This window comes from Microbacterium sp. NPDC079356 (genome assembly GCF_049545465.1).
GTDB lineage: Bacteria > Actinomycetota > Actinomycetes > Actinomycetales > Microbacteriaceae > Microbacterium > Microbacterium gawkjiense.
This window is the reverse complement of sequence record NZ_JBMWDN010000001.1, coordinates 666,769-688,556: the sequence shown is the minus strand read 5'-3', so window position 1 is coordinate 688,556 and position 21,788 is coordinate 666,769. Positions and strand designations below refer to the sequence as shown.

Here is a 21,788-nt window from a genome sequence, read left to right as displayed (position 1 = left end):
TCTCCTCCCGCGCGATTCCGGCACGTCATGCTAGTGCGTTGCGGCATCCCGCTCGTCGCCGACGCCCCGGCGGTCCGTCGGCCGAGGGTAGGTTGGAGGGCGTGAAAGCCAGCTTCGCCGACCAGCGCCGCCTCCTCGATCTCGCCGATGCGGACCTCGCCGCGCAGCAGGCGGATCACGCTCGCCGCAACCCCGCGCAGGCCGCCCGCGTGAAGGAGCTGCTCGCCGAGCGCGCGACGCACTCGGCCGAGCTCACCCGTCGACTCGGTGCCCGTGACGACGCGAAGGCGGAGCTCGCCCGCATCCAGTCCGACGTCGCCGTCGTCGACGCCCGGACCGCCCGCGACAACGAGCGGCTCGCGTCGACGTCGAGCGCGAAGGACGCGCAGGGGCTCGAGCACGAGATCGCCTCGCTCGCCAAGCGCAAGTCCGACCTCGAGGACGCCGAGCTCGAGGTCATGGAGCGCCTCGAGGAGGCGGAGGCCGCGGTCGCCGCCCAGGAGGCGCTCATCGCCTCGGTCAACGAGGAGGGTGCCCGCCTGAGCGCCGAGGCCAAGGAGGTCGTGGCCGACGCGACCGCCCGCCACGAGGCCGCCACGCGTGACCGCGCCGCGATCGCGGCGAGCCTGCCGGCCGACCTGGTCGCGATGTACGACCGCCTCGCGGCCCGGGGCGTCGGCGCCGGTCTCCTGCAGCACCGCACCTGCGGCGGGTGCCGCATGGTGCTGTCGGGGACCGACCTGAACACCGTCCGCGCGGCGGCCGAGGACGACGTCGTCACGTGTCCCGAGTGCGGCTGCATCCTCGTCCGCGGCGAGGACTCCGGGCTCTGACCGTCCCGGGCGCCTCCGCCGGGGACGCCGTCCCCTGGATCGTGGTGGGGGCCATCGGCGACGGTGTCGCCCTCGTCCCCGTCGCCGCCGACGGATCACGCGGCGACACGACCCACCTCGACAGGCGCGACTTCGCCGAGCGGGTGCGGCGCACGGAGGGCACCACCCGCTGGGTGTGGAGCGACACGACCGCGTGGTACCCGGCCCTCCTCGCGGGAGGCGTCCGCGTCGCGCGGTGTCACGACCTGCGCCTCGCGCACGCGATCCTGCGCGACAGCGCGCGTGCGGTGGCAGCGGACCGCCTGCGCTCTGCGACGGAGTGGGATGCCGCGGCATCCGTCGTCGATGACGGACCGAGCGCGCTCTTCGACATCGATCCGGGCACGCGCGAGGTGCCCCACGACCTGGACTCGGCCCTGGCGGAGTTCGAACGTCAGCGCGAGGTGATCGCCGCGAGCGCGGCGGGGCTGCGCCTGCTGGTGGCGGCGGAATCGGTCGGTGCCCTCGTCGCGACCGAGATGCACGCGGCGGGCGTTCCCTGGGACGCGGAGGTGCACGACGGGATCCTGACCGGGATGCTGGGGCCCCGGGAAACCGCCGGGCGCCTGCCCGCGCGCATCGAGGCGCTCGGCGCCGAGATCCGTGCGCTCCTCGGCGACCCCGGTGTCAGCCTCGACTCGCAGCCGAAGCTCCTGCGCGCGCTGCACCGCGTGGGGGTCGCGGCGGCGTCGACCAGCAAGTGGGAGCTGCGCGAGTACGACCATCCGGTGATCGCGCCGCTGCTCGAGTACAAGCGCCTCATGCGGCTGTTCACCGCGAACGGGTGGGCCTGGCGCGACGAGTGGGCACCCGACGGCCGGTTCCGCCCGGTGTACGTGCCGGGCGGCGTGGTCACGGGACGGTGGGCGTCGTCCGGGGGAGGTGCGCTGCAGATGCCGCGTCAGCTGCGCCCCGCGGTGCGGGCCGACCCCGGGTGGTCGCTCGTGGTCGCCGACGTGGCGCAGCTCGAACCGCGGGTGCTCGCCGCGATGTCGCGGGATGCCGCCCTGGCCGACAGCGCGAGGGACACGGACCTCTACGAGGGCATCGTCTCGCGCGGCGTCGTGAGCACCCGGTCCGAGGCGAAGTTCGCGCTGCTCGGCGCGATGTACGGCGCGACGACGGGGGACAGCGGACGACTCGTGCCGGCCCTCCGCCGCGCCTACCCGCGCGCCATGGGGCTCGTCGACGACGCCGCGCGAGTCGGCGAAGAGGGCGGTGTCGTCTCGACGTGGCTCGGTCGCAGCAGCCCGCCGCCGTCGCCGGGGTGGCGAGCGCTGCAGGGGAGCGCGGGGGACCCCGAGGCGACCGAGGCGGACAGGACGCGCGCCCGCCGCGCCGCGCGCGACCGTGGGCGCTTCACGCGTAACTTCGTCGTGCAGGGGACGGCAGCGGAGTGGGCCCTCGCGTGGCTGGGCGACCTGCGTGCGCGCCTCGCCGCGCTGCCGCTCGTCGACGAGGCGGATGCTGCGCCCCGGTCGGGTCCGCTCCACGCACGGCAGGCGCACCTGGCCTTCTTCCTGCACGACGAGGTCATCGTCCACACGCCGGCCGCGCACGCGGCGCTCGCGGCCGAGGCGGTGTCGCTCGCGGCCGACGCGGCCACGCGCCTGCTCTTCGGCGACATCCCGTTGGACTTCCGCCTCGACCTGCAGGTGCGGGTCGACGCCGCGAAGGAGTGACCGGCCGGCCGGGTAGACTCGACCCCGCGAATGGGTCGGCTGGACGGTCGCGTGGCGCGAGAGCGCACCGAGGAACGTCCGGGCTCCACAGGGCAGGGCGGTGGGTAACACCCACCCGGAGTGATCCGCGAGACAGTGCCACAGAGAGTAGACCGCCCCGGTTCCGACCGGGGTAAGGGTGAAAGGGTGGTGTAAGAGACCACCGGGGTCGTGGTGACACGACCCGCACGGTAAACCTCGCCCGGAGCAAGGTCAGACAGGGGATGCCGACGCGGCCCGCTGAGTCCCCGGGTAGACCGCTGGAGCGGCACGGCAACGTGTCGCCGAGAGAGATGACCGTCCACGGGGTCCGCGAGGACCCCCGGACAGAACCCGGCGTACAGGCCGGCCCATTCGCCCTCCGGACGACGCGTCAGCGCGCGGTGGTGTCCGCCAGGTCGCCGCCCTGCTCGGCCGACACGTCCTCACGCTCGCCCGCGAGAGCGAGCGCCGCCGCGCCGATGATGCCCGCGTTGTTGCGGTGCACGGCGGGGACGATCTCGGTCTTCAGATCGAGCAGCGGCAGGAACTTGTCGGCGTGCTTCGAGACGCCGCCGCCGACGACGAACAGGTCGGGCGTGAACAGGAACTCGAGGTGGCTGTAGTACTGCTGCAGACGGCCGGCCCAGGCATCCCATTCGAGTTCCTCGCGCTCCATCGCCGAGTAGGCGGCGAAGTGCTCGAAGTCCGTCTTGTGACCGGGGCGGTGCAGGTGGCCCAGCTCCGTGTTCGGAACGAGGACGCCCTTGTAGATCATCGCGGTGCCGATGCCGGTGCCGAGGGTCGTCAGCAGGACGAGGCCGTTGCGGTCCTTCGCGGCGCCGTAGCGCATCTCGGCGACGCCGGCGACGTCCGCGTCGTTGGCGAAGTGGATCTGGCGGCCGAGTCCCTTCTCGAAGAACGCCTCGGCCTCGAAGTCGATCCACGTGTCGGCGACGTTCGCGGCGGACAGGGTGCGGCCGTTCTTCACGATCGCCGGGAACGCGACGCCCAGGGGGACGTCGGCGTCGGTGACCTCGAGCTTCTCGAGCACCTCGCGCACGGCCGTGAGCACGTCGTCGGGTTCGGCGCCCTTGGGCGTCGGGACCTTGATCCGGTCGGTGAGGAGCGTTCCTTGCGAGAGGTCGACGAGGGCACCCTTGATGCCCGTCCCTCCGATGTCGATGCCGACGGCGGTGGTGGCGGTCCCAGTCATGCCTCCGAGCCTACTGCGACCGCGCGATGGGAATCGTAGGATGCGGGGCGCCGCCTTCGTAGGATGAAGCACACGAGGCCGAGGAGGACCCCATGAGCGACGCCGACAAGTACTGGTACAACCTGAAGACGGGCGAGGTGCAGCAGGGGTACGAGGTGCCGTCGGCCGATCGGGCCGGCCCGTTCGACACCGCCGAAGAGGCGGCGCGCGCTCCCGAGATCATGCGCGAACGCTCCCGCGCGTGGGCGGCGGAGGACGCGGCCGAAGACGACTGAGGCGCGCCCGCGTCGCGTGAGTGCGGCGCCGTGGCGGACCGATAGTCTTGCAGTCGGCTCGGCACCGGGAAGGATGCGATGGACAAGCAGCGTGACTTCGTTCTGAGGACGATCGAGGAACGGGGGGTCAAGTTCATCCGGTTGTGGTTCACCGATGTGACCGGAACCCTCAAGTCGGTCGCGATCGCCCCCGCCGAGGTGGAGGGCGCCTTCGCGGAGGGACTCGGCTTCGACGGGTCCGCGATCGAAGGTCTGACCCGTTCCTACGAGTCCGACCTGCTGGCCCACCCGGACCCCTCCACGTTCCAGACCCTGCCCTGGCGCGGCGAGATCGACCCGACGGCGCGCATGTTCTGCGACATCACGACCCCCGACGGGCAGCCCGCGGTCGCCGATCCGCGCAACGTGCTCAAGCGCGCCCTCGCCAAGGCGGGGGACGCCGGCTTCACCTTCTACACGCACCCCGAGATCGAGTTCTACCTGCTCAAGTCGTCGTCCTTCGGTCCCGAGGGACCCGAGCCCGTCGACTCGGCGGGCTACTTCGACAATGTCCCCGGCGGCACGGCGCACGACTTCCGCCGCCGCTCGGTGCGGATGCTCGAGGACCTCGGCATCTCCGTCGAGTTCAGCCACCACGAGGGTGGGCCGGGTCAGAACGAGATCGACCTCCGGTACGCCGACGCGCTGGCGACGGCCGACAACATCATGACGTTCCGCACCGTCGTGAAGGAGGTGGCGATCGAGCAGGGCGTCTACGCGACGTTCATGCCGAAGCCCCTCAGTGGCAAGCCGGGCAGCGGCATGCACACGCACATGTCCCTGTTCGAGGGCGACATGAACGCGTTCTACGAGGAGGGCGCGCAGTACCAGCTCTCCAAGACCGGCCGCCAGTTCATCGCCGGCCTCCTGCGTCACGCGAACGAGATCTCGGCCGTCACGAACCAGTTCGTGAACTCCTACAAGCGCCTCTGGGGCGGGGACGAGGCGCCAAGCTTCATCTGTTGGGGCCACAACAACCGCTCCGCCCTCGTGCGGGTGCCGATGTACAAGCCCAACAAGGGCCAGTCGACGCGCGTCGAGTACCGCGCACTGGACTCCGCCGCCAACCCGTACCTCGCGTACGCGCTCATGCTCGCCGCCGGCCTCAAGGGCATCGAGGAGGAGTACGAGCTCCCGCCCGAGGCCGAGGACAACGTGTGGTCGTTGACGGATGCCGAGCGCCGGGCCCTCGGCTACGGTCCGCTTCCCTCGAGCCTCGACCACGCCCTGGAGTACATGGAGGAGTCCGAGCTCGTCGCCGAGACACTCGGCGAGCAGGTGTTCAACTACGTGCTGCTGAACAAGCGCCGCGAGTGGCAGGAGTACCGGTCGCAGGTCACCCCGTTCGAGCTGCAGAAGAACCTCGAGATGCTCTGAGGCGATGGCCTCCACCGAGCGACGCGCAGCACTCACCGATCTGGCCCGTGCGGGCTTTTCCGACCTCGAGACATCCTCCGACGCCCTCGACGAGCTGAGCTCCCTCACCGGGATCGACCGCGGCCACCTCGTCGAGAGCGCCCAGCGAGCGGCGGATCCCGACGGCGCGGTTCAGGCCTGCGTGCGGATCGGCCGGCGCGATGCCGCCGCCCTGCGCACCGCCATGGACGACGCGGGCGCGGTGCTGTGGTCGCTGCTCGGTGCCTCGTCGGGGTTCGCGGACTTCTTCCTCCGCCACCCCGAGGAGCTCACCCACCTCGTCGGGGCCGGTCGCATGCTCCCCTCGCCGCAAGCGATGCGGGAGGGGCTGCTCGAGGCGATCGGAGCGGATGCCGACGGTTTCGCGGCGGCATCCGATGAATCCGCGTGGGTCGCCCTGCGCGTCCGCTACCGGCGGATCGTCGCCCTCATCGCGGCGTACGATCTCGCCGCGACCGACGCGACCGACGTCCTGCCCGAGGTCGCGGCCGCCCTCGCCGACGCCGCCGGCGCCGCCCTCGACGCCTCGCTGTGCGCGGCGCGGACGCGCGCAGCGGTCGCGATGTTCCCGCGCGAACAGGTGGCGGCGACGCGGCTGGCCGTCATCGGGATGGGCAAAACCGGGGCCCGCGAACTGAACTACGTGAGCGACGTCGACGTGATTTTCGTCGCCGGGGTCGCCGACGGCGCCGACCTGGCGGAGGGGCGCGCGATCGACATCGCGACCCGTCTCGCCACCCTCACGATGCGCGGCATCTCGGACGTCGAGATCGAACCGCCGCTGTGGGAGGTCGACGCCAACCTGCGACCCGAGGGCAAGCAGGGTGCGCTCGTGCGGACCCTCGACTCGCACCTGTCCTACTACGCCCGGTGGGCGAAGAGCTGGGAGTTCCAGGCCCTCCTCAAGGCGCGCCCGCTCGCGGGCGACCTGGCGCTGGGGGAGGAGTACTGCGCGGCCGTGCAGCCGCAGGTGTGGACGAGCAGCGCGCGCGAGAACTTCGTCGACAGCGTCCAGCGGATGCGCGAACGCGTGACGGATCACATCCCCGCCGACGAGGTCGCGCGGCAGTTGAAGCTCGGGCCGGGCGGGATCCGCGACATCGAGTTCACGGTGCAGCTGCTGCAACTGGTCCACGGTCTCGCCGACGAGGGGATCCGGCAGCAGAGCACGCTCGGGGCCCTCGTCGCGCTCGTCGGCGAGGGGTACATCGGACGGACGGATGCCGCGGCCTTCGGCCAGCACTACCGCACCCTCCGGGTCATGGAGCACCGACTGCAGCTGCGCCGACTGCAGCGCACGCACCTCATGCCGACCACGGACGACGAGCTGCGCGTCCTGGCGCGGGCCACGGGCCTCGCCACCGACGCGGCGGGCATCGGTGCGGTCTGGGAGCGGATCAAGCAGCAGGTGCGCGAGATCCACATCCGTCTGTTCTACCGGCCGCTGCTGTCGGCCGTGGCGGCCCTCCCGGCCGAGGAGCAGGGGGCGCTGTCGTCCACGCAGGCGCACGATCGTCTCGCGGCCATCGGCTTCCGCGATCCCGCCGGCACGCTCCGCCACATCGGCGCACTGACGAGCGGACTCAGCCGCAAGGCCACCATCCAACGGCACCTCATGCCGGTGATGATCCGGTGGTTCGCCGACGGCGTCGACCCCGACTACGGGATGATCTCGTTCCGCCGCATCAGCGAACGCCTCGGCGACACGCCGTGGTTCCTCCGCATGCTCCGGGACTCGTCGGGTGCGGCCGAACGGCTCACCCACGTGCTCTCCGGCTCCCGCTATGCCGCCGACCTCATGGAGTGGATCCCCGAGGCGGTCGCGTGGCTGGACTCGTCCGAACAGCTGCGCCCGAGGTCCGGGTTCGCCCTGCAGCAGGAGGCTCGCGCCATCCAGGCCCGTCACGAGTCGATCGGCGACGCGATGCGGTCGGTGCGTGCGCTGCGACGCCGGGAACTGCTGCGTCTCGCCCTCGGCGGCCTGCTCGGCGAGTTGACGATGGCCGAGCTCGCCGACGGTCTCACCTCCATCAGCGAGGTGACGATCCAGGCGACGCTGCGGGCCGTCTGGCGGGAGGTCGTGCCCCCCGAGGACGATTCGCTCGATTTCGCGGTGATCGCGATGGGGCGCTTCGGCGGCGGCGAGCTGGGCTTCGGATCGGATGCCGACGTCATGTTCGTCTACGATCCCAACGGTGTGCCGCCCCAGCGCGCACACGATCTCGCGCTGAAGATCGTGCAGGGTCTGCGCACGCATTCCGAGGACCATCGTGCGCCGTTCGACCTCGACGCGGGGCTGCGGCCCGAGGGCCGGAACGGGCCCATGGCGCGCTCGATCGACGCCTATGCCGAGTACTACCGGCGCTGGTCCCTGTCGTGGGAGGCTCAGGCCCTGCTGCGGGCGAGGGGCGTCGCCGGCAGCGTCAAGCTGATCGCGCGGTTCACGGCGTTGGCGGACGAGGTCCGTTATCCGCTCGATCCCGACCCGCAGGGCCTGCGCGAGATCAAACGCATCAAGGCGCGCGTCGAGAACGAGCGGCTGCCGCAGGGGGCCGACAGATCGCGTCATCTGAAGCTCGGCCCCGGCGGCCTCAGCGACGTCGAGTGGCTCGTGCAGCTGCTGCAGTTGCAGCACGCCGCGCAGGTCGAGGGTCTTCGCACGACTTCCACGACACAGGCACTCGCGGCGGCGCAGGGCGCCGGATTGATCCCGGATTCCGCAGCCGAGAGGCTGTCGTCCGCCTGGTGGCTCGCGAGTCGCCTCCGTTCGGCGAACACGCTCCTGTCCGGTCAGACGAGCGACGTGCTGCCGAGCGACCGTGGCAAACTCGACGGGATCGGCCGCCTCCTGGAGTATGAACCGCGCTCGGCCACGCAGGTGGAGGAGGATTGGCTGCGGACCGCGCGGCGAGCCCGCCGCGCCTTCGAGAATCTCTTCTACGGCTGAGCGCCGACCCACCGAAAGGCTTCCCCCATGTCCGTTGGACTGCTGGCCGTCGTCGACGACATCCTGAGCGCCGCCCTGAAGGCGTCGTCCAAGACTGCGGGCGTCGTCATCGACGACGCCGCGGTGACCCCGCAGTATGTGCAGGGTGTGACCCCGGCCCGCGAACTGCCGATCGTCGGCAAGATCGCCCTCGGCTCGTTGATCAACAAGTTCCTGATCATCATCCCGATCGCCCTCGTGCTGACCGCTTTCGCGCCGTGGGTGCTGCCCTACCTCCTGATCCTGGGCGGCGCCTTCCTCTGCTTCGAGGGTGCGGAGAAGGTCCTCGAGTGGTTCGGGTTCCACCTCCACGCGGAGGAGGAGGCGGAGCGCGACGAGAAGAAGCTCGTGCTGGGCGCCGTCCGCACCGACCTCATCCTTTCGAGCGAGATCATGCTCATCTCGCTGGACAGCCTGGAGGAAGGGCTCGGGATCTGGCAGACCCTCGCCATCCTGGCTGTCATCGGATTCATGATGACGCTGCTCGTCTACGGGGCCGTCGCCCTGCTCGTGAAGATCGACGACATCGGTCTGCGGATGGCGAAGAGCCCGGTCAGGCGCGTCCGCCACAACGGCGCCCGCATCGTGCGGTCCATGCCCGCGGTGTTCCGCGGGATCAGCATCCTGGGGACCGTGGCGATGCTGTGGGTCGGTGGACACCTCGTCCTGGAGAACGTGGGCAAGGTCGGATGGCACTGGACGACCGACCTCCTGCACGGCGTCGAGCACCTGCTCGAGGCTGCCGGTCCGGTCGTGGTCTGGGTCGGCGAGACGCTGGTCTCCGCGATCGCCGGCCTTCTCCTCGGCCTCGTGATCGTCGGGGTGATCATGCTCGTCGGCCGGCTCCGCGGAGGCCACAAGGAGCACCGCGGCAGTTCGTCCGCCTCCGTTCACTGACCTGTCAAGGGGTCCGGCGGCTGCCAAGCGGGGCCGTACCGTCCAGACATGACGAACGATCAGAACTCCGCTCCGGTCGAGCCCACCGAGGCCACCGACACCGCCCACTCGCAGGACGACCAGATCGATCACGACGCCGCGTACAGCCCCGGCAGCGAGACCGAGACGCAGCAGAAGCAGGACGAGCACGTCTCCGACGAGGTGGCGGGCGACATCGACGAGGATCAGGTGCAGGTCGCACCGGGCACCGGGGGACCCGACGACGTCGGCGAGGTCGAGGTCGACCCGAAGGAGATCAACCTCCCCGGGTTCTGACCCGCGGCCGCACACGTGAAAGGCCCGCCGGCGCGATGCCGGCGGGCCTTCACAGTCGGGCGATCAGACCCCGAAGTACAGCTCGTACTCGAACGGGTGCGGACGCGCCGCGATCGGCTTGATCTCGTTCTCGATCTTGTACTCGATCCACGTCTCGATGAGCTCGGGCGTGAACACGTTGCCCCGCGTCAGGAACTCGTGGTCGGCGCGCAGCGCCTCGAGCGAGTCCAGGAGCGAGTTCGGGACCTGCGGGATGTTCTTGGCTTCCTCGGGGGGAAGCTCGTACAGGTCCTTGTCGACCGGCTCGTGCGGCTCGATGCGGTTGATGATGCCGTCGAGGCCGGCCATCATCTGCGCGGCGAAGGCGAGGTACGGGTTACCGGAGGCATCCGGTGCGCGGAACTCGATGCGCTTGGCCTTCGGGTTCGACCCGGTGATCGGGATGCGGATGGCCGCCGAGCGGTTGCCGGCCGAGTAGACCAGGTTGACCGGCGCCTCGTAGCCCTTGACCAGTCGCTTGTACGAGTTGATCGTCGGGTTGGTGAACGCGAGGACCGCGGGGGCGTGAGCCAGCAGGCCGCCGATGTACCAGCGAGCGGTGTCCGACAGCCCGCCGTAGCCCTTCTCGTCGTAGAAGAGCGGCTTGCCGTCGAGCCACAGCGACTGGTGCGTGTGCATGCCGGAGCCGTTGTCGCCGAAGAGCGGCTTGGGCATGAAGGTCGCGACCTTGCCCCACTGCTCGCAGGTGTTCTTGACGATGTACTTGAACTTCAGGATGTCGTCCGCCGAGTGCACCATGGTGTCGAAACGGTAGTTGATCTCCTGCTGGCCGCCGGTGCCCACCTCGTGGTGCGAGCGCTCGAGGACGAAACCGGCCTCGATCAGCTTCAGCGTGATGTCGTCACGCAGGTCGGCGGTCTTGTCGACCGGGCTGACCGGGAAGTATCCGCCCTTGTACGGCGTCTTGTTGGCGAGGTTGCCGCCCTCTTCGGCGCGGCCGGTGTTCCAGGCGCCCTCTTCGGAGTCGACGGAGTAGAAGCTCGAGTTCTGCTTCACCTCGTAGCGGACGTCGTCGAAGATGTAGAACTCCGCCTCGGGCGCGAAGAACGCGGTGTCGGCGATGCCGGTCGACGCGAGGTACTTCTCCGCCTTCTTGGCGACCTGACGCGGGTCCTTGTGGTAGATCTCGCCGGTGCGCGGGTTGTAGATGTCGAAGATCATGACGAGCGTCTTCGCCTCGCGGAACTGGTCGAGGTAGGCCGTCGTGACATCCGGGATGAGCTGCATGTCCGACTCGTGGATGTTCGCGAAGCCGCGGATCGAGGAGCCGTCGAAGAGCTGGCCGACCGTGAAGAACTCCTCGTCGACGATCGAGGCCGGGATGTTGAAGTGCTGCTGCACACCAGGGAGGTCCGTGAAACGGATGTCGAGGAACTTGACGTCCTCGTCCTTGATGAACGCGAGCACCTCGGAAGAATCTTTGAACATGGAGTCTCCAAGATCGGGTGCGTTGTCGTCGCCCGTCGGATCAGGCGCTCCTCGAACCTATCGGGGTGCAGTTGCCCGGCAGTGTCCCCGATGTTTCGAGGATGTTACGCGGTCCGGATTACGCTGAGACGGTGTCATCGACCCTGCCCGACTACCCCGGCGAACGGCTCGGCCGTCCCGCCACCGGCCGCGGCAGCATCGGTCGGCCCGGCCGGCGCATCGGCGCCCTGTTCATCGACTACGCGGCGGCGACGGTCCTGGCGACGGCGTTCTTCGGATACGACCAGTTCGCCCTGCCTGAGAAGGCCGGCTGGACGTTGTTCGCGCCGATGATCGTGTTCGCCGCCCTCCAGATCCTGTTCATCCCCACGATCGGCGGGAGTCCGGGTCACCGGCTCCTCGGGATGCGGGTGGAGCTGGCGCGCGGCGGATGGCCCGGCCTCTGGCGTCCCATCGTCCGCACGGCACTGCTCGTGGTCGTGCTGCCCGCGGTGATCTGGGACGCCGACCAGCGTGGCCTCCACGACAAGGTGGTCGGAACCGTCCTCGTCCGCGGCTGACGCGGCGGCTTACCGGGGTCGCGGAGCGCGGGCGCGCGTCGGGTCGATGCCCTTGGGGATCGGCAGCGACGTCACCGACTGCGACACCGAGTCGATGCGCTTGACGACGGCCGCGAGGGTGGCTCGATCGACGGTCTTGGGCAGCGCCTTGATGGTCTTGGCGAGCTTGGAGATGTGGACGTCGCCCTCGCCGTCGCCGACGTAGAGGACCTCGATGTTGATGCCCGAGGCGACCCGCGCGACCTTCTTGCGCTCGTCGTTCACGAGGCGCGTCAGTCGCCCGCGCGCACCCTCTCCGATGATGACGACCCCGCCGCGACCGACGGCCCGGTAGACGGCGTCCTGCGTCCGCGGGTTGACGCCCACGGGCATGTCGGACGTCACCCAGCTGCGACCGAGACCGGTCGAGAGGATGTGGCCGGTGGCACCCGGCATCCCGTCGAGCTTCTTGTACATGACCCGCGTCGACAGGCGCGTCAGCAGGATCATCGCGAAGAGGAAGCCCATGAGCAGGCCGCTGACACCCCAGAGGATGACGCTCCAGATCTCCACCGGCGGCACGAGGAAGCCGAGGCCGACGCCCAAGGCGACACCGAGGAGCAGGGCACCGATCAAGGCCCACGGCAACCACCGGAACTCGCTCCGGGTGAACGTGTACAGCGAGCGGATCTGGGAGAAGAATCCGGGGCGCTTCTCAGGTGCGGTACTGCGGGATGCCATGTGCTCAGCCTACCTTCGCGGCCCGCGGACTTCTTCACACGTCGTCGGCCGCGGGCGGCTGTCCACCGGTCGTCGAAGCGCAGCCGATGATGGTGGGCGCGGGCGGAGGGTGGAGCAATGGAACCCGTCGCTCTGGACATCCCGCCGGCGCTGCGCGAGCTCACCGCAGCCGAGGCCCCGTTCGCCGGGGTACTGCGCGCCGGTGACCCGCCGACCGTGTGGGTGGACGCCGCTGCCTTCGGCGCCTCGCCCGCGTGGGCGGTGCACGGGGCCGAGCACCTCCTCGCCCCGATGGACGCCGCGGGGGCGCCGGAAGGTCCCCGTGTCGTCCTGCCGCACTGTCCCGTCAGGCTCGACGAGGTGCTGACGGACGGCTCGCCTCCGCCGGGTGTCCTCGTCACGCTGGCGGTCAGCGCCCTCCGAGGCGCACGCGAGGCGGACGGACTCGGTGCCGAGGCCGGACGATGGTGGGTCACCACCGAGGGCAGACCCGTCCTCGCGTTGACCGGCACGCTCGCCTGGCGCGAGGACACCGTGGACCTCCTCCGGCGGGTGGATGCCGCAGACCCGGCGCTGCAGCGAGCACTCGACAGCGCCGCAGCGGCGATCGGCGATCCCCGGCTCCTGCGCAGAGAGGGCGAGGCGATCGAAGGCGCGTTGTTCGCCGCGGCGGATCCCGAACCGCTTCCGACGGAACGGCGCGAGGACGGGCACCTGCCCAAGAGACGCGAACGCGCCGTGGCTCCTCCGCACGCGAGTGGGAGCGTCGCCGGCACCGTGCGGGACCTGCTCGCGCGCTTGGTGGACGTGGGGGTCGCCGAGCGGGTCGCGCGCGCGTGGGCCGCGGTCGTCCATCGCACCCGTGAGACGCCGCGCGCGGGTGATCGGCAGGCAGACCGGCCCACGGGGGGACGGCGCCGTGTCCTCCTCGTCGCGGCAGCCGTGGCCACGGCGGTCATCGTCGGGGGCGCCCTGTGGCCGTCAGGGGAGGGGGAGCGCCCGGCAGCGGCGGCCGGCGGGTCCGCTGATCCGACGCGCGCGGCGGCGCCGTCGGCATCCGCCACTCCGGTGCGCGACGAGGATCCTGCGACGGAGGACGCCGTCCGGTCCGATGAGGGGCCGGCGGAGATCGTCGACGCGGCTCGCGGCCTGGTGGACGCGCTGGCTGCCTGTGGTGACGACGCCTGTCTCGGAAAGCTCTGGGAGGAGCCCGGAGCGGCCCGACCGATCGACGCCGCGGGTGGGGACTACGCGGTGGAGGTGGTCGACGAGTACGGCGGTGCCGCGGCCGTCCGGATCGTGACGGCCGAGGTGACCCAGGTGCTCGTCATGGTGCGGGTGGAAAAGCGATGGCTGGTCCGCGAGGTGTACGACCTCGCGGACCAGCCATGATCCCGCTGGGGGTGTCAGACGCCGAGCTGACCTTCGAACTGCGCCGCCTCGAGGCGAGCCTTCACCGCGCTGAGGAAGCGCGCGGCGTCGGCACCGTCGATGACGCGGTGGTCGTAGGACAGCGCCAGGTAGACGTAGGAGCGGACGCTGATCGCGTCCTTCCCGTCGACCGAGACGACTCCGGGACGCTTCACGACGACGCCCGTGCCCAGGATGGCCGACTGCGGCAGGAACACCACGGGGGTGTCGAACAGCGCGCCACGCGAACCGGTGTTGGTGAGCGTGAACGTGCCGCCGGCCAGCTCGTCGGGCTTCAGCTTGTTGTTACGCGTCCGGTCGGCGAGGTCGGCGATCTCGTGCGCGATCTGTGCGATGTTCTTGTCGCCGGCGTCACGCAGGACGGGCGTCAGCAGACCCCGCTCGGTGTCGACCGCGATCGAGAGGTTCTCGCTCGCCGGGTAGACGATCTGGTCGCCGTCGACGGTCGCGTTGATGATCGGGAACGCCTTGAGGGCTTCGGCGGCCGCCAGCGCGAAGAACGGCAGGAACGACAGCTTGTCGCCGGTCTTCTCGAGGAACGAGTTCTTCACCGAGTCGCGGTAGTTCGCGAGCTTCGTGACGTCGACCTCGACGACCGTCGTCAGCTGAGCGGTCTGCTGCATCGACTCGACGGCACGGCTGGCGAGCACCTTGCGCAGACGCGACATCGCCTGGGTGGTCCCGCGCAGCGGCGAGACCTCGACGGCGGCAGGCGCCGGCGCGGCGGTAGCGACGGGCGCGGACTCGGCCTTGGGGGCCTCGGCGGCCTTGAGGACGTCCTCCTTGCGGATGCGTCCACCGACGCCGCTGCCACGCACGTTCGACAGGTCGACGCCGTGCTGCTGGGCGAGCTTGCGCACGAGAGGAGTCACGTAGGTGACGCCCTCGTCGTCCGACGCCGACTCGGCCGGCGCCGGTGCGGCCGGAGCGGGCTGCTCGGCCTTCGGCTGCTCGGCCTTCGGCTCCTCGGCCTTGGGCTGCTCGGCGGCGGGCGCCTCGCTCTGGGGCGCCGGGGCCTCGGGGGCCTTCTCCTCGGCGGGAGCCGCGGGGGCCGATTCAGCGGGTGCCGCGGCGGCGCCGGATCCGACGCGGGCCAGGACGGCGCCGACCTCGACGGTCTCGTCCTCCTGGACCAGGATCTCGGTCAGCGTGCCGGCGATGGGCGAGGGGATCTCGGTGTCGACCTTGTCGGTCGAGATCTCGAGGAGGGGCTCGTCGACCGCGACGTCGTCGCCGACCTGCTTGAGCCAGCGGGTGACGGTGCCCTCGGTGACGCTCTCACCGAGCTCGGGGAGGACGACGTCCTTCGCGTCGCCGGATGCCGCCGGTGCCGGTGCCGGTGCGGACTCGGCGGGAGTCTCCTGCGGGGCGGGCTCGGCGGGTGCGGACTGCTCGGGCGCGGACTGCTCAGGTGCGGACTCGGCCGGAGCGGACTCGGCGGGCTCGGACTCGGCCGGCGCGGACGAGCCGTCACCGATCTTCGCGAGCACGGCGCCGATCTCGACGGTCTCGTCCTCCTGCACGAGGATCTCCTCGATGACGCCGCTGACGGGCGAGGGGATCTCGGTGTCGACCTTGTCGGTCGAGATCTCCAGGAGTCCTTCATCGGCCTGGACGGAATCACCGACCTTCTTGAGCCAGCGGGTGACCGTTCCCTCGGTGACGCTCTCACCGAGCGCGGGGAGGACCACGGATGTGCTCATGACTGTGTCTCCTTCAAGAAAGTGCGATGTGCTGTCTAGCTTAGTGTCGCCCGTGCGACGGGGTCAGACGGTATGGAGGGGCTTGCCCGCGAGCGCGAGGAACGCCTCGCCGAGGGCTTCGCTCTGGGTCGGATGCGCGTGGACGAACGGTGCGATGTCCTCGGGGTGGGCTTCCCATCCGATCGCGAGCTGTCCCTCGGTGATGAGCTCGCCGACGCGGTCGCCGACGAGGTGCACGCCCACGACGGGGCCGTCCACGATGCGGACGACCTTGGCGAAGCCCGCGGTCCCGAGGATCTCGCTCTTCGCGTTGCCGGCGAGGTTGAACTCGTAGGCCGCGACGCGATCCCCGTGCGCGGCGCGCGCCTGCTCCTCGGTGAGGCCGACCGAGGCGACCTCCGGGTGGGAGTACGACACGCGCGGGATGGTCGATTCGGGGACGGCGACCGGCGCGAGACCGGCGATCCGCTCCGCCACGAAGATGCCCTGCTGGAAGCTGCGGTGCGCGAGCTGGAGCCCGGGGACGATGTCGCCCACGGCCCATACGTGGGGGACCGCGGTCTGCAGGTCGTCGCCCACGACGACGAACCCCCGGTCGCGGGTGACACCCGCCTCGTCCAGGCCCAGGCCGTCGGTGGCGGGACCTCGTCCGACCGCCACGAGGACGTAGTCCGCCTCGACGACGGCTCCGTCCGAGAGCGCGACGGCCACGCCGTCCTCGCGCTGCGAGACGCCCTCGCAGCGGGTCGAGAGGGCGGTCCGGATGCCGCGCTTGCGGTACGCGCGTTCGAGGGCCTTGCTCGATGCGGCATCCTCTGCCGGGAGCAGTCGGTCGAGGGCCTCGACGATGAGGACGTTGACGCCGAGCGAACGCCACGCGCTCGCGAACTCGACCCCGATGACCCCGCCGCCCAGGACGACCACCGAGCCGGGGACGGTGTCGAGCGTCAGCGCGGTCTCGCTCGTGAGCACCCGTCCGCCGACCTCGATCCCCGGGAGCGACCTCGTCTGCGAGCCCGTCGCGAGGATGACATCCGCACCCGCGTACTCGTCCTCGCCGACGATCACGGACCGGTCCGCGCTCAGCCGGCCCTCGCCCGCGACCACGGTGATGCCGCGCGTGGACAGCAGGCTCTGCAGGCCGCGGTACTTCTTGGCGACGATGCCTTCGCGGTAAGCGGTCATCCGCGCCGGATCGAACCCCGTCAGCGAGGCGTCGACGCCGACGGCGGCGGCTTCCCGCACGTGGTCAGCGATCTCCGCGGTGTGGAGGAGCGCCTTGGTCGGCACGCAGCCGCGGTGCAGGCAGGTTCCCCCGACCTTGTCCTTCTCGATGAGGGCGACCTTCTTGCCCAGCTCGCTCGCGCGGATCGCGGCGGCGTACCCGCCGCTGCCGCCGCCCAGGACGACGACGTCGAACTCGTGGCGGCTCATCGGATCTCCGCCTCGAGGAAGGCGAGCAGCGAACGGACCGTCGCCGCCGTGGGTCCCTTGTCGGTCGGGCCGAAGGGCGAGGCCTTGTTCTCGCCGCTGCCCGCGATGTCGAGGTGCACCCACGGGATGCGGGGGGCGTCGGCAGCCTCTCCCGTGCGGCCGACGAAGCGGCGCAGGAAGAGCCCGGCGAACATCGTGCCGCCCGCCGGGTCGCCGACCTTGGCGTTGCGGAGGTCCGCGATGGGGGAGTCGAGCTCGTCCTCCATGTGGTCGGGGAGCGGCAGCTGCCATGCGGCCTCACCGGCGGATGCTGCCGCCTCGAGGTAGCGCGCCACGGTCGCGTCGTCGCCCATGACCCCCGTGTGGCGGTTGCCGAGCGCGACGATCACGGCACCCGTGAGCGTCGCGACGTCGACGATGACATCGGGTCGCGTCCGGCTCGCCGCGACGAGTCCGTCGGCGAGGACGAGGCGGCCCTCGGCATCCGTGTTGAGGACCTCGACACTCGTCCCGTCGAGCATCCGCAGGACGTCGCCGGGGCGGGTCGCGCGCCCGGAGGGCATGTTGTCGGCGATGCACAGCCACGCGGTCACCGCGATCGCCAGTTCGCGTTGCGCGGCGGCGCGCACCACGGCGAGTGCGGTCGCCGCGCCCGCCATGTCGAACTTCATCCCGACCATGGATGCCGGTGGCTTCAGCGACAGTCCGCCGGTGTCGAACGTGATCCCCTTGCCCACCAGGGCGATGTGGCGGTCGGCGCCCGCGGGGGAGTAAGTCAGGCGGACGAGGCGGGGCGGACGGTCGGATCCTTTGCCGACGCCCAGGATGCCGCCGTATCCCTGCGCCGCGAGCTCGGTCTCGTCGAGCACCTCGACGTCGACGGGGAGCCCCGCGACGGCCTCGATGGCGCGCTCGGCGAGATCGGCGGGTCCGAGCCACTCCGCGGGCACGTTGACGAGGTCCTTCACGAGGGCGACGGCGGACCCGGTGACGTCGACCGCGCGCAGCTCCTCCGGGTCGACGTCGGCCGACAGATGCAGGACGACGTGGGAGGCGCGGGCCTTCCCGGACTCGGAGGACTTGTATCCCTCAAAGCGGTATCCGCCGAGGACCGCGCCTTCGGCCGCGGCGCGCCAGTGCGCTTCGGCGTGCGGGAGGGCGACGGCGAGCCGGGCGAACCCCGTCGTCGTGCGCACGGCGGCACCGACGGCATCCCGGATCGCCTCGGCCGAGGGTGCAGAGCCGGTCCCCACGACGAAGAGGGGGAGCGCGGTGGCGGCGGGGGCGAAGACCCGGGTCGTGGTCCCGGGGGTGCCGCTGAATCCGATGCCGCGGAGGACCTCCTCGACACCCGGCCAGTCCGCGAGGACCGACGCCGCGTCGTCGAGCGGCGGGAGGGCGAGGATGATCGCGTCGGCACCGCCGTCGCGTGCAGGAGAAGTGGACACGGTCAGCTCGGGGTACGGCATGAAATCCATCCTATGGACGGGGGCGTTCGCTCAGAGCGGGACGGGTGGCGCGCCGCCTGCTTCGGGCGTGCTCCTACAGTGGAGACATGCCCCTGTCTGGTCCCCTCTACGAGCGCATCACGACGGCGCCGCCCGTGCCCGCGGGCCTTCCGCTGGTCGTCGCGTTGACCGGCTTCACGGATGCCGGTTCCGCGGTCACCCGCGTCGTCGACCACCTGCACACCGAGCTCGACCCGCAACCGGTCATCACCTTCAACCCGGACGTGCTGTTCGACTACCGCGCCCGCCGGCCCCTCATCACCTTCAACGGCGACCACCTCGAGGATTACCAGCCTCCCCGTCTCGACCTCGCGCTGGTCCACGACTCGCTCGGTCAGCCCTTCGTTCTGCTGTCCGGCTACGAGCCCGACTTCGCCTGGGAGGCCTTCGTCGACACCGTCGTCGGACTCGCCGAGGGGCTGCAGGTCCGGTCGGTCACGTGGGTGCACGCGATCCCGATGCCGGTGCCCCACACGCGGCCGCTGGGGACGACGGTCAGCGGCAACCGCGCCGACCTCACCGAGGCGCACTCCGTATGGAAGCCCCGCACCCAGGTCCCCTCGACCGCCGGGCACCTCCTCGAGTACCGGCTCTCGGATGCCGGTGTCTCCGTGTCCGGGTTCGCCCTGCTGGTGCCGCACTACCTCGCGGAGACGGACTTCCCCGCGGCGGCGATCGCCGCGCTCGACAGCGTCTCCGTCGCGACCGGTCTCGTCTTCGACAGCGACACCCTCCGTGAGGAGAACCGGGAGTACCTCGAGAAGGTGGACGACCAGGTCGCGGCCAGTGAGGAACTGACCGCCATGCTCGGCAACCTCGAGAGCCGTTACGACGCTTACATGGCGGGCTCGACGCAGGCCCAGCCGATCATCCACACCGGCGATCTGCCGTCCGCCGACGAGCTGGCCGCCGAGCTCGAGCGGTTCCTCGCGAACCGTCCCGCCGGCGACGACGACCGGCGCCCCGGGCTCGGCTGAGTCGCACCCCGCGCCGCCGTGACAGCATTCCGCCGGGGAATGCGCACAAGGTATTCGGTGTTGACACGGGTACGTCCTTCATGCATCCGAGACGTATGAGAGAATGGACGAAATGACCCGTTGTCGGGCCCGTGGAGTCGCTTCCGTGCGAGTCCGGCGGACTTGACAAGGGTCTTACTAGTGTCCGAAACCCGGCGGAGTGCCGTCGGTGAAAGGCGAAACGTGACTTCGAGCACGAGGACCACCCGTACACGCGCGGCCGACACGGTCGACGACGCCGAAGCGGTCGAGCCCGAGGCGGCGACCACCCCGGCGAAGAAGGCCCCGGCTCGCAAGGCCGCGGCGAAGAAGCCGGCCGCGACGAAGGCGTCCCCGGCCAAGGCACGCGCCAAGAAGGCAGCCGACGACGAGGACGAAGACGAAGAAGTCGACGAGGTCGAGATCGACGTCGACGCCGCCGACGATGCCTCGGACGACGACACGAAGAAGGATGCCGAGAAGGCGGACGGCGAGGACGAGGACGAGCCCGCGAAGCCTGCCTTCACCGAGCCGCTCCCGACGGGCGCGATCGTCATCTCCTCCTCGGACGACGACGAGGTCCCGGTCTACTCGACGCAGATCACCGGTGCGACCGCCGACCCGGTCAAGGACTACCTGAAGCAGATCGGCAAGGTCCCGCTCCTCAACGCGGCCGAAGAGGTCGAGCTCGCGATGCGGATCGAGGCGGGCCTGTTCGCCGAGGAGAAGCTCTCGCACATGACGGCGGCCGAGAAGTCGTCGCAGCTGGGTCTCGACCTGCAGTGGGTCGCCCGTGACGGGCAGCGCGCCAAGAGCCACCTGCTCGGCGCGAACCTGCGACTGGTCGTCTCGTTGGCCAAGCGCTACACCGGTCGCGGCATGCAGTTCCTGGACCTCATCCAGGAGGGCAACCTCGGCCTCATCCGTGCCGTCGAGAAGTTCGACTACACCAAGGGCTTCAAGTTCTCGACCTACGCCACCTGGTGGATCCGTCAGGCGATCACCCGCGCGATGGCCGACCAGGCGCGCACGATCCGCATCCCCGTCCACATGGTCGAGGTCATCAACAAGCTGGCCCGCGTGCAGCGGCAGATGCTCCAGGACCTGGGTCGCGAGCCCACGCCCGAGGAGCTCAGCCGCGAGCTCGACATGACGCCCGAGAAGGTCATCGAGGTCCAGAAGTACGGCCGCGAGCCCATCTCGCTTCACACGCCCCTCGGTGAGGACGGCGACAGCGAGTTCGGTGACCTCATCGAGGACACCGAGGCCGTGGTCCCCGCCGACGCCGTCGGTTTCACGATGCTGCAGCGTCAGCTGGAGTCCCTGCTCGACTCGCTCAGCGAGCGCGAGGCGGGTGTCATCCGGATGCGGTTCGGCCTGGGCGACGGTCAGCCCAAGACGCTCGACCAGATCGGCGACACGTTCGGCGTCACGCGTGAGCGGATCCGTCAGATCGAGTCCAAGACGATGGCGAAGCTGCGGCACCCGTCTCGGTCGCAGTCGCTGCGGGACTACCTCGAATGAGCGGCGCCGCGAACGAGGGCAAGGAGCTCACGCGAGCGGTCGACGGCGCGACGTACGCCCGGATCCCGATCCGGACGCACGTCGTCATGCCGGGCGAGGACATCGACGAGATCGTCGCGACCTACGCCTCGCCCGAGCTCCAGCCCGGTGATCTGCTGTTCGTGACGGAGAAGATCGTCGCGATCACGCAGGGCAGGTCGTACCTCGTCGAGGACATCGCGCCGCGCCCGCTCGCGCGTTTCCTCTCGCGCTACGTCGTCAAGACGAAGTACGGCATCGGCCTGGGCATGCCCGAGACGATGGAGATGGCGCTGCGCGAATGCGGGACGCCCCGCATCCTGTTCGCCGCCGGCGTCGCCGCGATCACGAAGCTGTTCGGACGACGGGGTGACTTCTACCGGATCGCCGGCGACAAGGCGCGCTCGATCGACGGCCCGACTCCGCACACGATCCCGCCGTACAACAAGGCGGTCGTGCTCGGTCCGAAGGAGCCGGCCGCCGTGGCCGCGCGCCTGAAGTCCCGTCTCGGCGGCGCGTTCGAGGTGGCGGTCGTCGACATCAACGACATCGGCGGCAACATCCTCGGGTCGACGCTCGACAAGGCGGGGGAGCAGCGGCTCGTCCGCATCCTCTCGGACAACCCGCTCGGCCAGGGACACCAGTCCACGCCGCTCGGCATCATCCGTCCGTCGAAGGGCTGACCGTGGGC

Annotated in this window: 18 protein-coding genes and 1 other RNA gene; 13 read left to right on the top strand and 6 right to left on the bottom strand. The window is 70.5% G+C overall.

What is annotated here, in order from left to right; translation table 11 throughout:
• Positions 1–101: 101 nt before the first annotated feature.
• From ACPEH0_RS03480 to rnpB, 3 genes are all read left to right on the top strand, one after another.
• Positions 102–833, top strand: coding sequence for a zinc ribbon domain-containing protein (locus tag ACPEH0_RS03480; RefSeq protein ID WP_217531803.1), 732 nt, complete (start codon positions 102–104; stop codon positions 831–833).
• Positions 830–2,554 (top strand): bifunctional 3'-5' exonuclease/DNA polymerase, encoded by a 1,725-nt coding sequence (locus tag ACPEH0_RS03475; RefSeq protein WP_423719417.1) that lies wholly within the window; start codon positions 830–832, stop codon positions 2,552–2,554. The genes ACPEH0_RS03480 and ACPEH0_RS03475 overlap by 4 nt, the downstream gene beginning before the upstream one ends.
• Before the next feature lie 31 nt (positions 2,555–2,585).
• Positions 2,586–2,950: RNase P RNA component class A (gene rnpB, locus ACPEH0_RS03470), an RNA gene on the top strand.
• A gap of 16 nt (positions 2,951–2,966) precedes the next feature.
• Here the strand turns inward: rnpB and ppgK are convergent.
• Positions 2,967–3,788 (bottom strand): polyphosphate--glucose phosphotransferase, encoded by an 822-nt coding sequence (gene ppgK / locus ACPEH0_RS03465; RefSeq protein ID WP_217531734.1) that lies wholly within the window; start codon positions 3,786–3,788, stop codon positions 2,967–2,969.
• A 92-nt stretch (positions 3,789–3,880) separates the two neighbouring features.
• Here ppgK and ACPEH0_RS03460 point away from each other — a divergent pair, with 92 nt between their 5' ends.
• From ACPEH0_RS03460 to ACPEH0_RS03440, 5 genes are all read left to right on the top strand, one after another.
• On the top strand, positions 3,881–4,063 hold the full coding sequence (locus ACPEH0_RS03460; RefSeq protein WP_217531732.1) for an SPOR domain-containing protein: 183 nt from the start codon (positions 3,881–3,883) through the stop codon (positions 4,061–4,063).
• 78 nt (positions 4,064–4,141) lie between these two features.
• Positions 4,142–5,479 (top strand): type I glutamate--ammonia ligase, encoded by a 1,338-nt coding sequence (gene glnA / locus ACPEH0_RS03455; protein WP_064002148.1) that lies wholly within the window; start codon positions 4,142–4,144, stop codon positions 5,477–5,479.
• Between the two features lie 4 nt (positions 5,480–5,483).
• The gene (locus ACPEH0_RS03450) at positions 5,484–8,465 is read left to right on the top strand and encodes a bifunctional [glutamine synthetase] adenylyltransferase/[glutamine synthetase]-adenylyl-L-tyrosine phosphorylase (RefSeq protein ID WP_366213006.1); all 2,982 of its coding nucleotides are present in this window, start codon (positions 5,484–5,486) and stop codon (positions 8,463–8,465) included.
• A gap of 27 nt (positions 8,466–8,492) precedes the next feature.
• Complete coding sequence (locus ACPEH0_RS03445; protein WP_366213007.1) at positions 8,493–9,401, top strand: DUF808 domain-containing protein; 909 nt, start codon at positions 8,493–8,495, stop codon at positions 9,399–9,401.
• 48 nt (positions 9,402–9,449) lie between these two features.
• Positions 9,450–9,716, top strand: a complete 267-nt coding sequence (locus ACPEH0_RS03440; protein ID WP_366213008.1) for a hypothetical protein — start codon at positions 9,450–9,452, stop codon at positions 9,714–9,716.
• 63 nt (positions 9,717–9,779) lie between these two features.
• Here the strand turns inward: ACPEH0_RS03440 and glnA (ACPEH0_RS03435) are convergent, their stop codons facing one another.
• Positions 9,780–11,204, bottom strand: a complete 1,425-nt coding sequence (glnA, locus tag ACPEH0_RS03435; protein ID WP_366213009.1) for a type I glutamate--ammonia ligase — start codon at positions 11,202–11,204, stop codon at positions 9,780–9,782.
• Between the two features lie 131 nt (positions 11,205–11,335).
• On the opposite strand from glnA (ACPEH0_RS03435), the gene ACPEH0_RS03430 reads away from it, so the two are divergent.
• Positions 11,336–11,764, top strand: a complete 429-nt coding sequence (locus ACPEH0_RS03430; RefSeq protein ID WP_423719408.1) for an RDD family protein — start codon at positions 11,336–11,338, stop codon at positions 11,762–11,764.
• A 9-nt stretch (positions 11,765–11,773) separates the two neighbouring features.
• On the opposite strand, the gene ACPEH0_RS03425 is transcribed toward ACPEH0_RS03430, so the two are convergent.
• Entirely contained in the window at positions 11,774–12,484 is a 711-nt protein-coding gene (locus ACPEH0_RS03425) for a DUF4191 domain-containing protein (protein ID WP_217531720.1), read from the bottom strand.
• 117 nt (positions 12,485–12,601) lie between these two features.
• Here ACPEH0_RS03425 and ACPEH0_RS03420 point away from each other — a divergent pair, with 117 nt between their 5' ends.
• Positions 12,602–13,876, top strand: a complete 1,275-nt coding sequence (locus ACPEH0_RS03420) for a hypothetical protein (protein WP_366213011.1) — start codon at positions 12,602–12,604, stop codon at positions 13,874–13,876.
• 14 nt (positions 13,877–13,890) lie between these two features.
• Here the strand turns inward: ACPEH0_RS03420 and sucB are convergent, their stop codons facing one another.
• The 3 genes from sucB to ACPEH0_RS03405 form a co-directional block, all read right to left on the bottom strand.
• Complete coding sequence (sucB, locus tag ACPEH0_RS03415) at positions 13,891–15,618, bottom strand: 2-oxoglutarate dehydrogenase, E2 component, dihydrolipoamide succinyltransferase (RefSeq protein ID WP_253034589.1); 1,728 nt, start codon at positions 15,616–15,618, stop codon at positions 13,891–13,893.
• 63 nt (positions 15,619–15,681) lie between these two features.
• Positions 15,682–17,052 carry a dihydrolipoyl dehydrogenase gene (gene lpdA / locus ACPEH0_RS03410; protein ID WP_366213012.1) on the bottom strand — a complete coding sequence of 457 codons (1,371 nt, stop codon included), beginning with the start codon at positions 17,050–17,052 and terminating at the stop codon, positions 15,682–15,684.
• Positions 17,049–18,521 carry a leucyl aminopeptidase gene (locus ACPEH0_RS03405; RefSeq protein ID WP_366213013.1) on the bottom strand — a complete coding sequence of 491 codons (1,473 nt, stop codon included), beginning with the start codon at positions 18,519–18,521 and terminating at the stop codon, positions 17,049–17,051. The genes lpdA and ACPEH0_RS03405 overlap by 4 nt, the downstream gene beginning before the upstream one ends.
• An 86-nt stretch (positions 18,522–18,607) precedes the next feature.
• Between ACPEH0_RS03405 and ACPEH0_RS03400 the strand changes: the two genes are divergently transcribed.
• From ACPEH0_RS03400 to ACPEH0_RS03390, 3 genes are all read left to right on the top strand, one after another.
• Complete coding sequence (locus ACPEH0_RS03400; protein ID WP_366213014.1) at positions 18,608–19,537, top strand: proteasome assembly chaperone family protein; 930 nt, start codon at positions 18,608–18,610, stop codon at positions 19,535–19,537.
• A 222-nt stretch (positions 19,538–19,759) separates the two neighbouring features.
• Entirely contained in the window at positions 19,760–21,079 is a 1,320-nt protein-coding gene (locus ACPEH0_RS03395; protein ID WP_064002136.1) for an RNA polymerase sigma factor, read from the top strand.
• A complete protein-coding gene (locus tag ACPEH0_RS03390; RefSeq protein ID WP_064002135.1) occupies positions 21,076–21,780 on the top strand; it encodes a coenzyme F420-0:L-glutamate ligase in 705 nt (234 codons plus the stop codon). The genes ACPEH0_RS03395 and ACPEH0_RS03390 overlap by 4 nt, the downstream gene beginning before the upstream one ends.
• Positions 21,781–21,788 lie beyond the last annotated feature (8 nt).

Bases quoted from the DNA above. Each gene is read 5' to 3' on its own strand.
- ppgK (WP_217531734.1), bottom strand. From the start codon at position 3,788: ATGACTGGGACCGCCACCACCGCCGTCGGCATCGACATCGGAGGGACG.
- ACPEH0_RS03460 (WP_217531732.1), top strand. From the start codon at position 3,881: ATGAGCGACGCCGACAAGTACTGGTACAACCTGAAGACGGGCGAGGTG.
- glnA (WP_064002148.1), top strand. From the start codon at position 4,142: ATGGACAAGCAGCGTGACTTCGTTCTGAGGACGATCGAGGAACGGGGG.
- ACPEH0_RS03450 (WP_366213006.1), top strand. From the start codon at position 5,484: ATGGCCTCCACCGAGCGACGCGCAGCACTCACCGATCTGGCCCGTGCG.
- ACPEH0_RS03445 (WP_366213007.1), top strand. From the start codon at position 8,493: ATGTCCGTTGGACTGCTGGCCGTCGTCGACGACATCCTGAGCGCCGCC.
- ACPEH0_RS03440 (WP_366213008.1), top strand. From the start codon at position 9,450: ATGACGAACGATCAGAACTCCGCTCCGGTCGAGCCCACCGAGGCCACC.
- glnA (WP_366213009.1), bottom strand. From the start codon at position 11,204: ATGTTCAAAGATTCTTCCGAGGTGCTCGCGTTCATCAAGGACGAGGAC.
- ACPEH0_RS03425 (WP_217531720.1), bottom strand. From the start codon at position 12,484: ATGGCATCCCGCAGTACCGCACCTGAGAAGCGCCCCGGATTCTTCTCC.
- ACPEH0_RS03420 (WP_366213011.1), top strand. From the start codon at position 12,602: ATGGAACCCGTCGCTCTGGACATCCCGCCGGCGCTGCGCGAGCTCACC.
- sucB (WP_253034589.1), bottom strand. From the start codon at position 15,618: ATGAGCACATCCGTGGTCCTCCCCGCGCTCGGTGAGAGCGTCACCGAG.
- lpdA (WP_366213012.1), bottom strand. From the start codon at position 17,052: ATGAGCCGCCACGAGTTCGACGTCGTCGTCCTGGGCGGCGGCAGCGGC.
- ACPEH0_RS03405 (WP_366213013.1), bottom strand. From the start codon at position 18,521: ATGCCGTACCCCGAGCTGACCGTGTCCACTTCTCCTGCACGCGACGGC.
- ACPEH0_RS03400 (WP_366213014.1), top strand. From the start codon at position 18,608: ATGCCCCTGTCTGGTCCCCTCTACGAGCGCATCACGACGGCGCCGCCC.
- ACPEH0_RS03390 (WP_064002135.1), top strand. From the start codon at position 21,076: ATGAGCGGCGCCGCGAACGAGGGCAAGGAGCTCACGCGAGCGGTCGAC.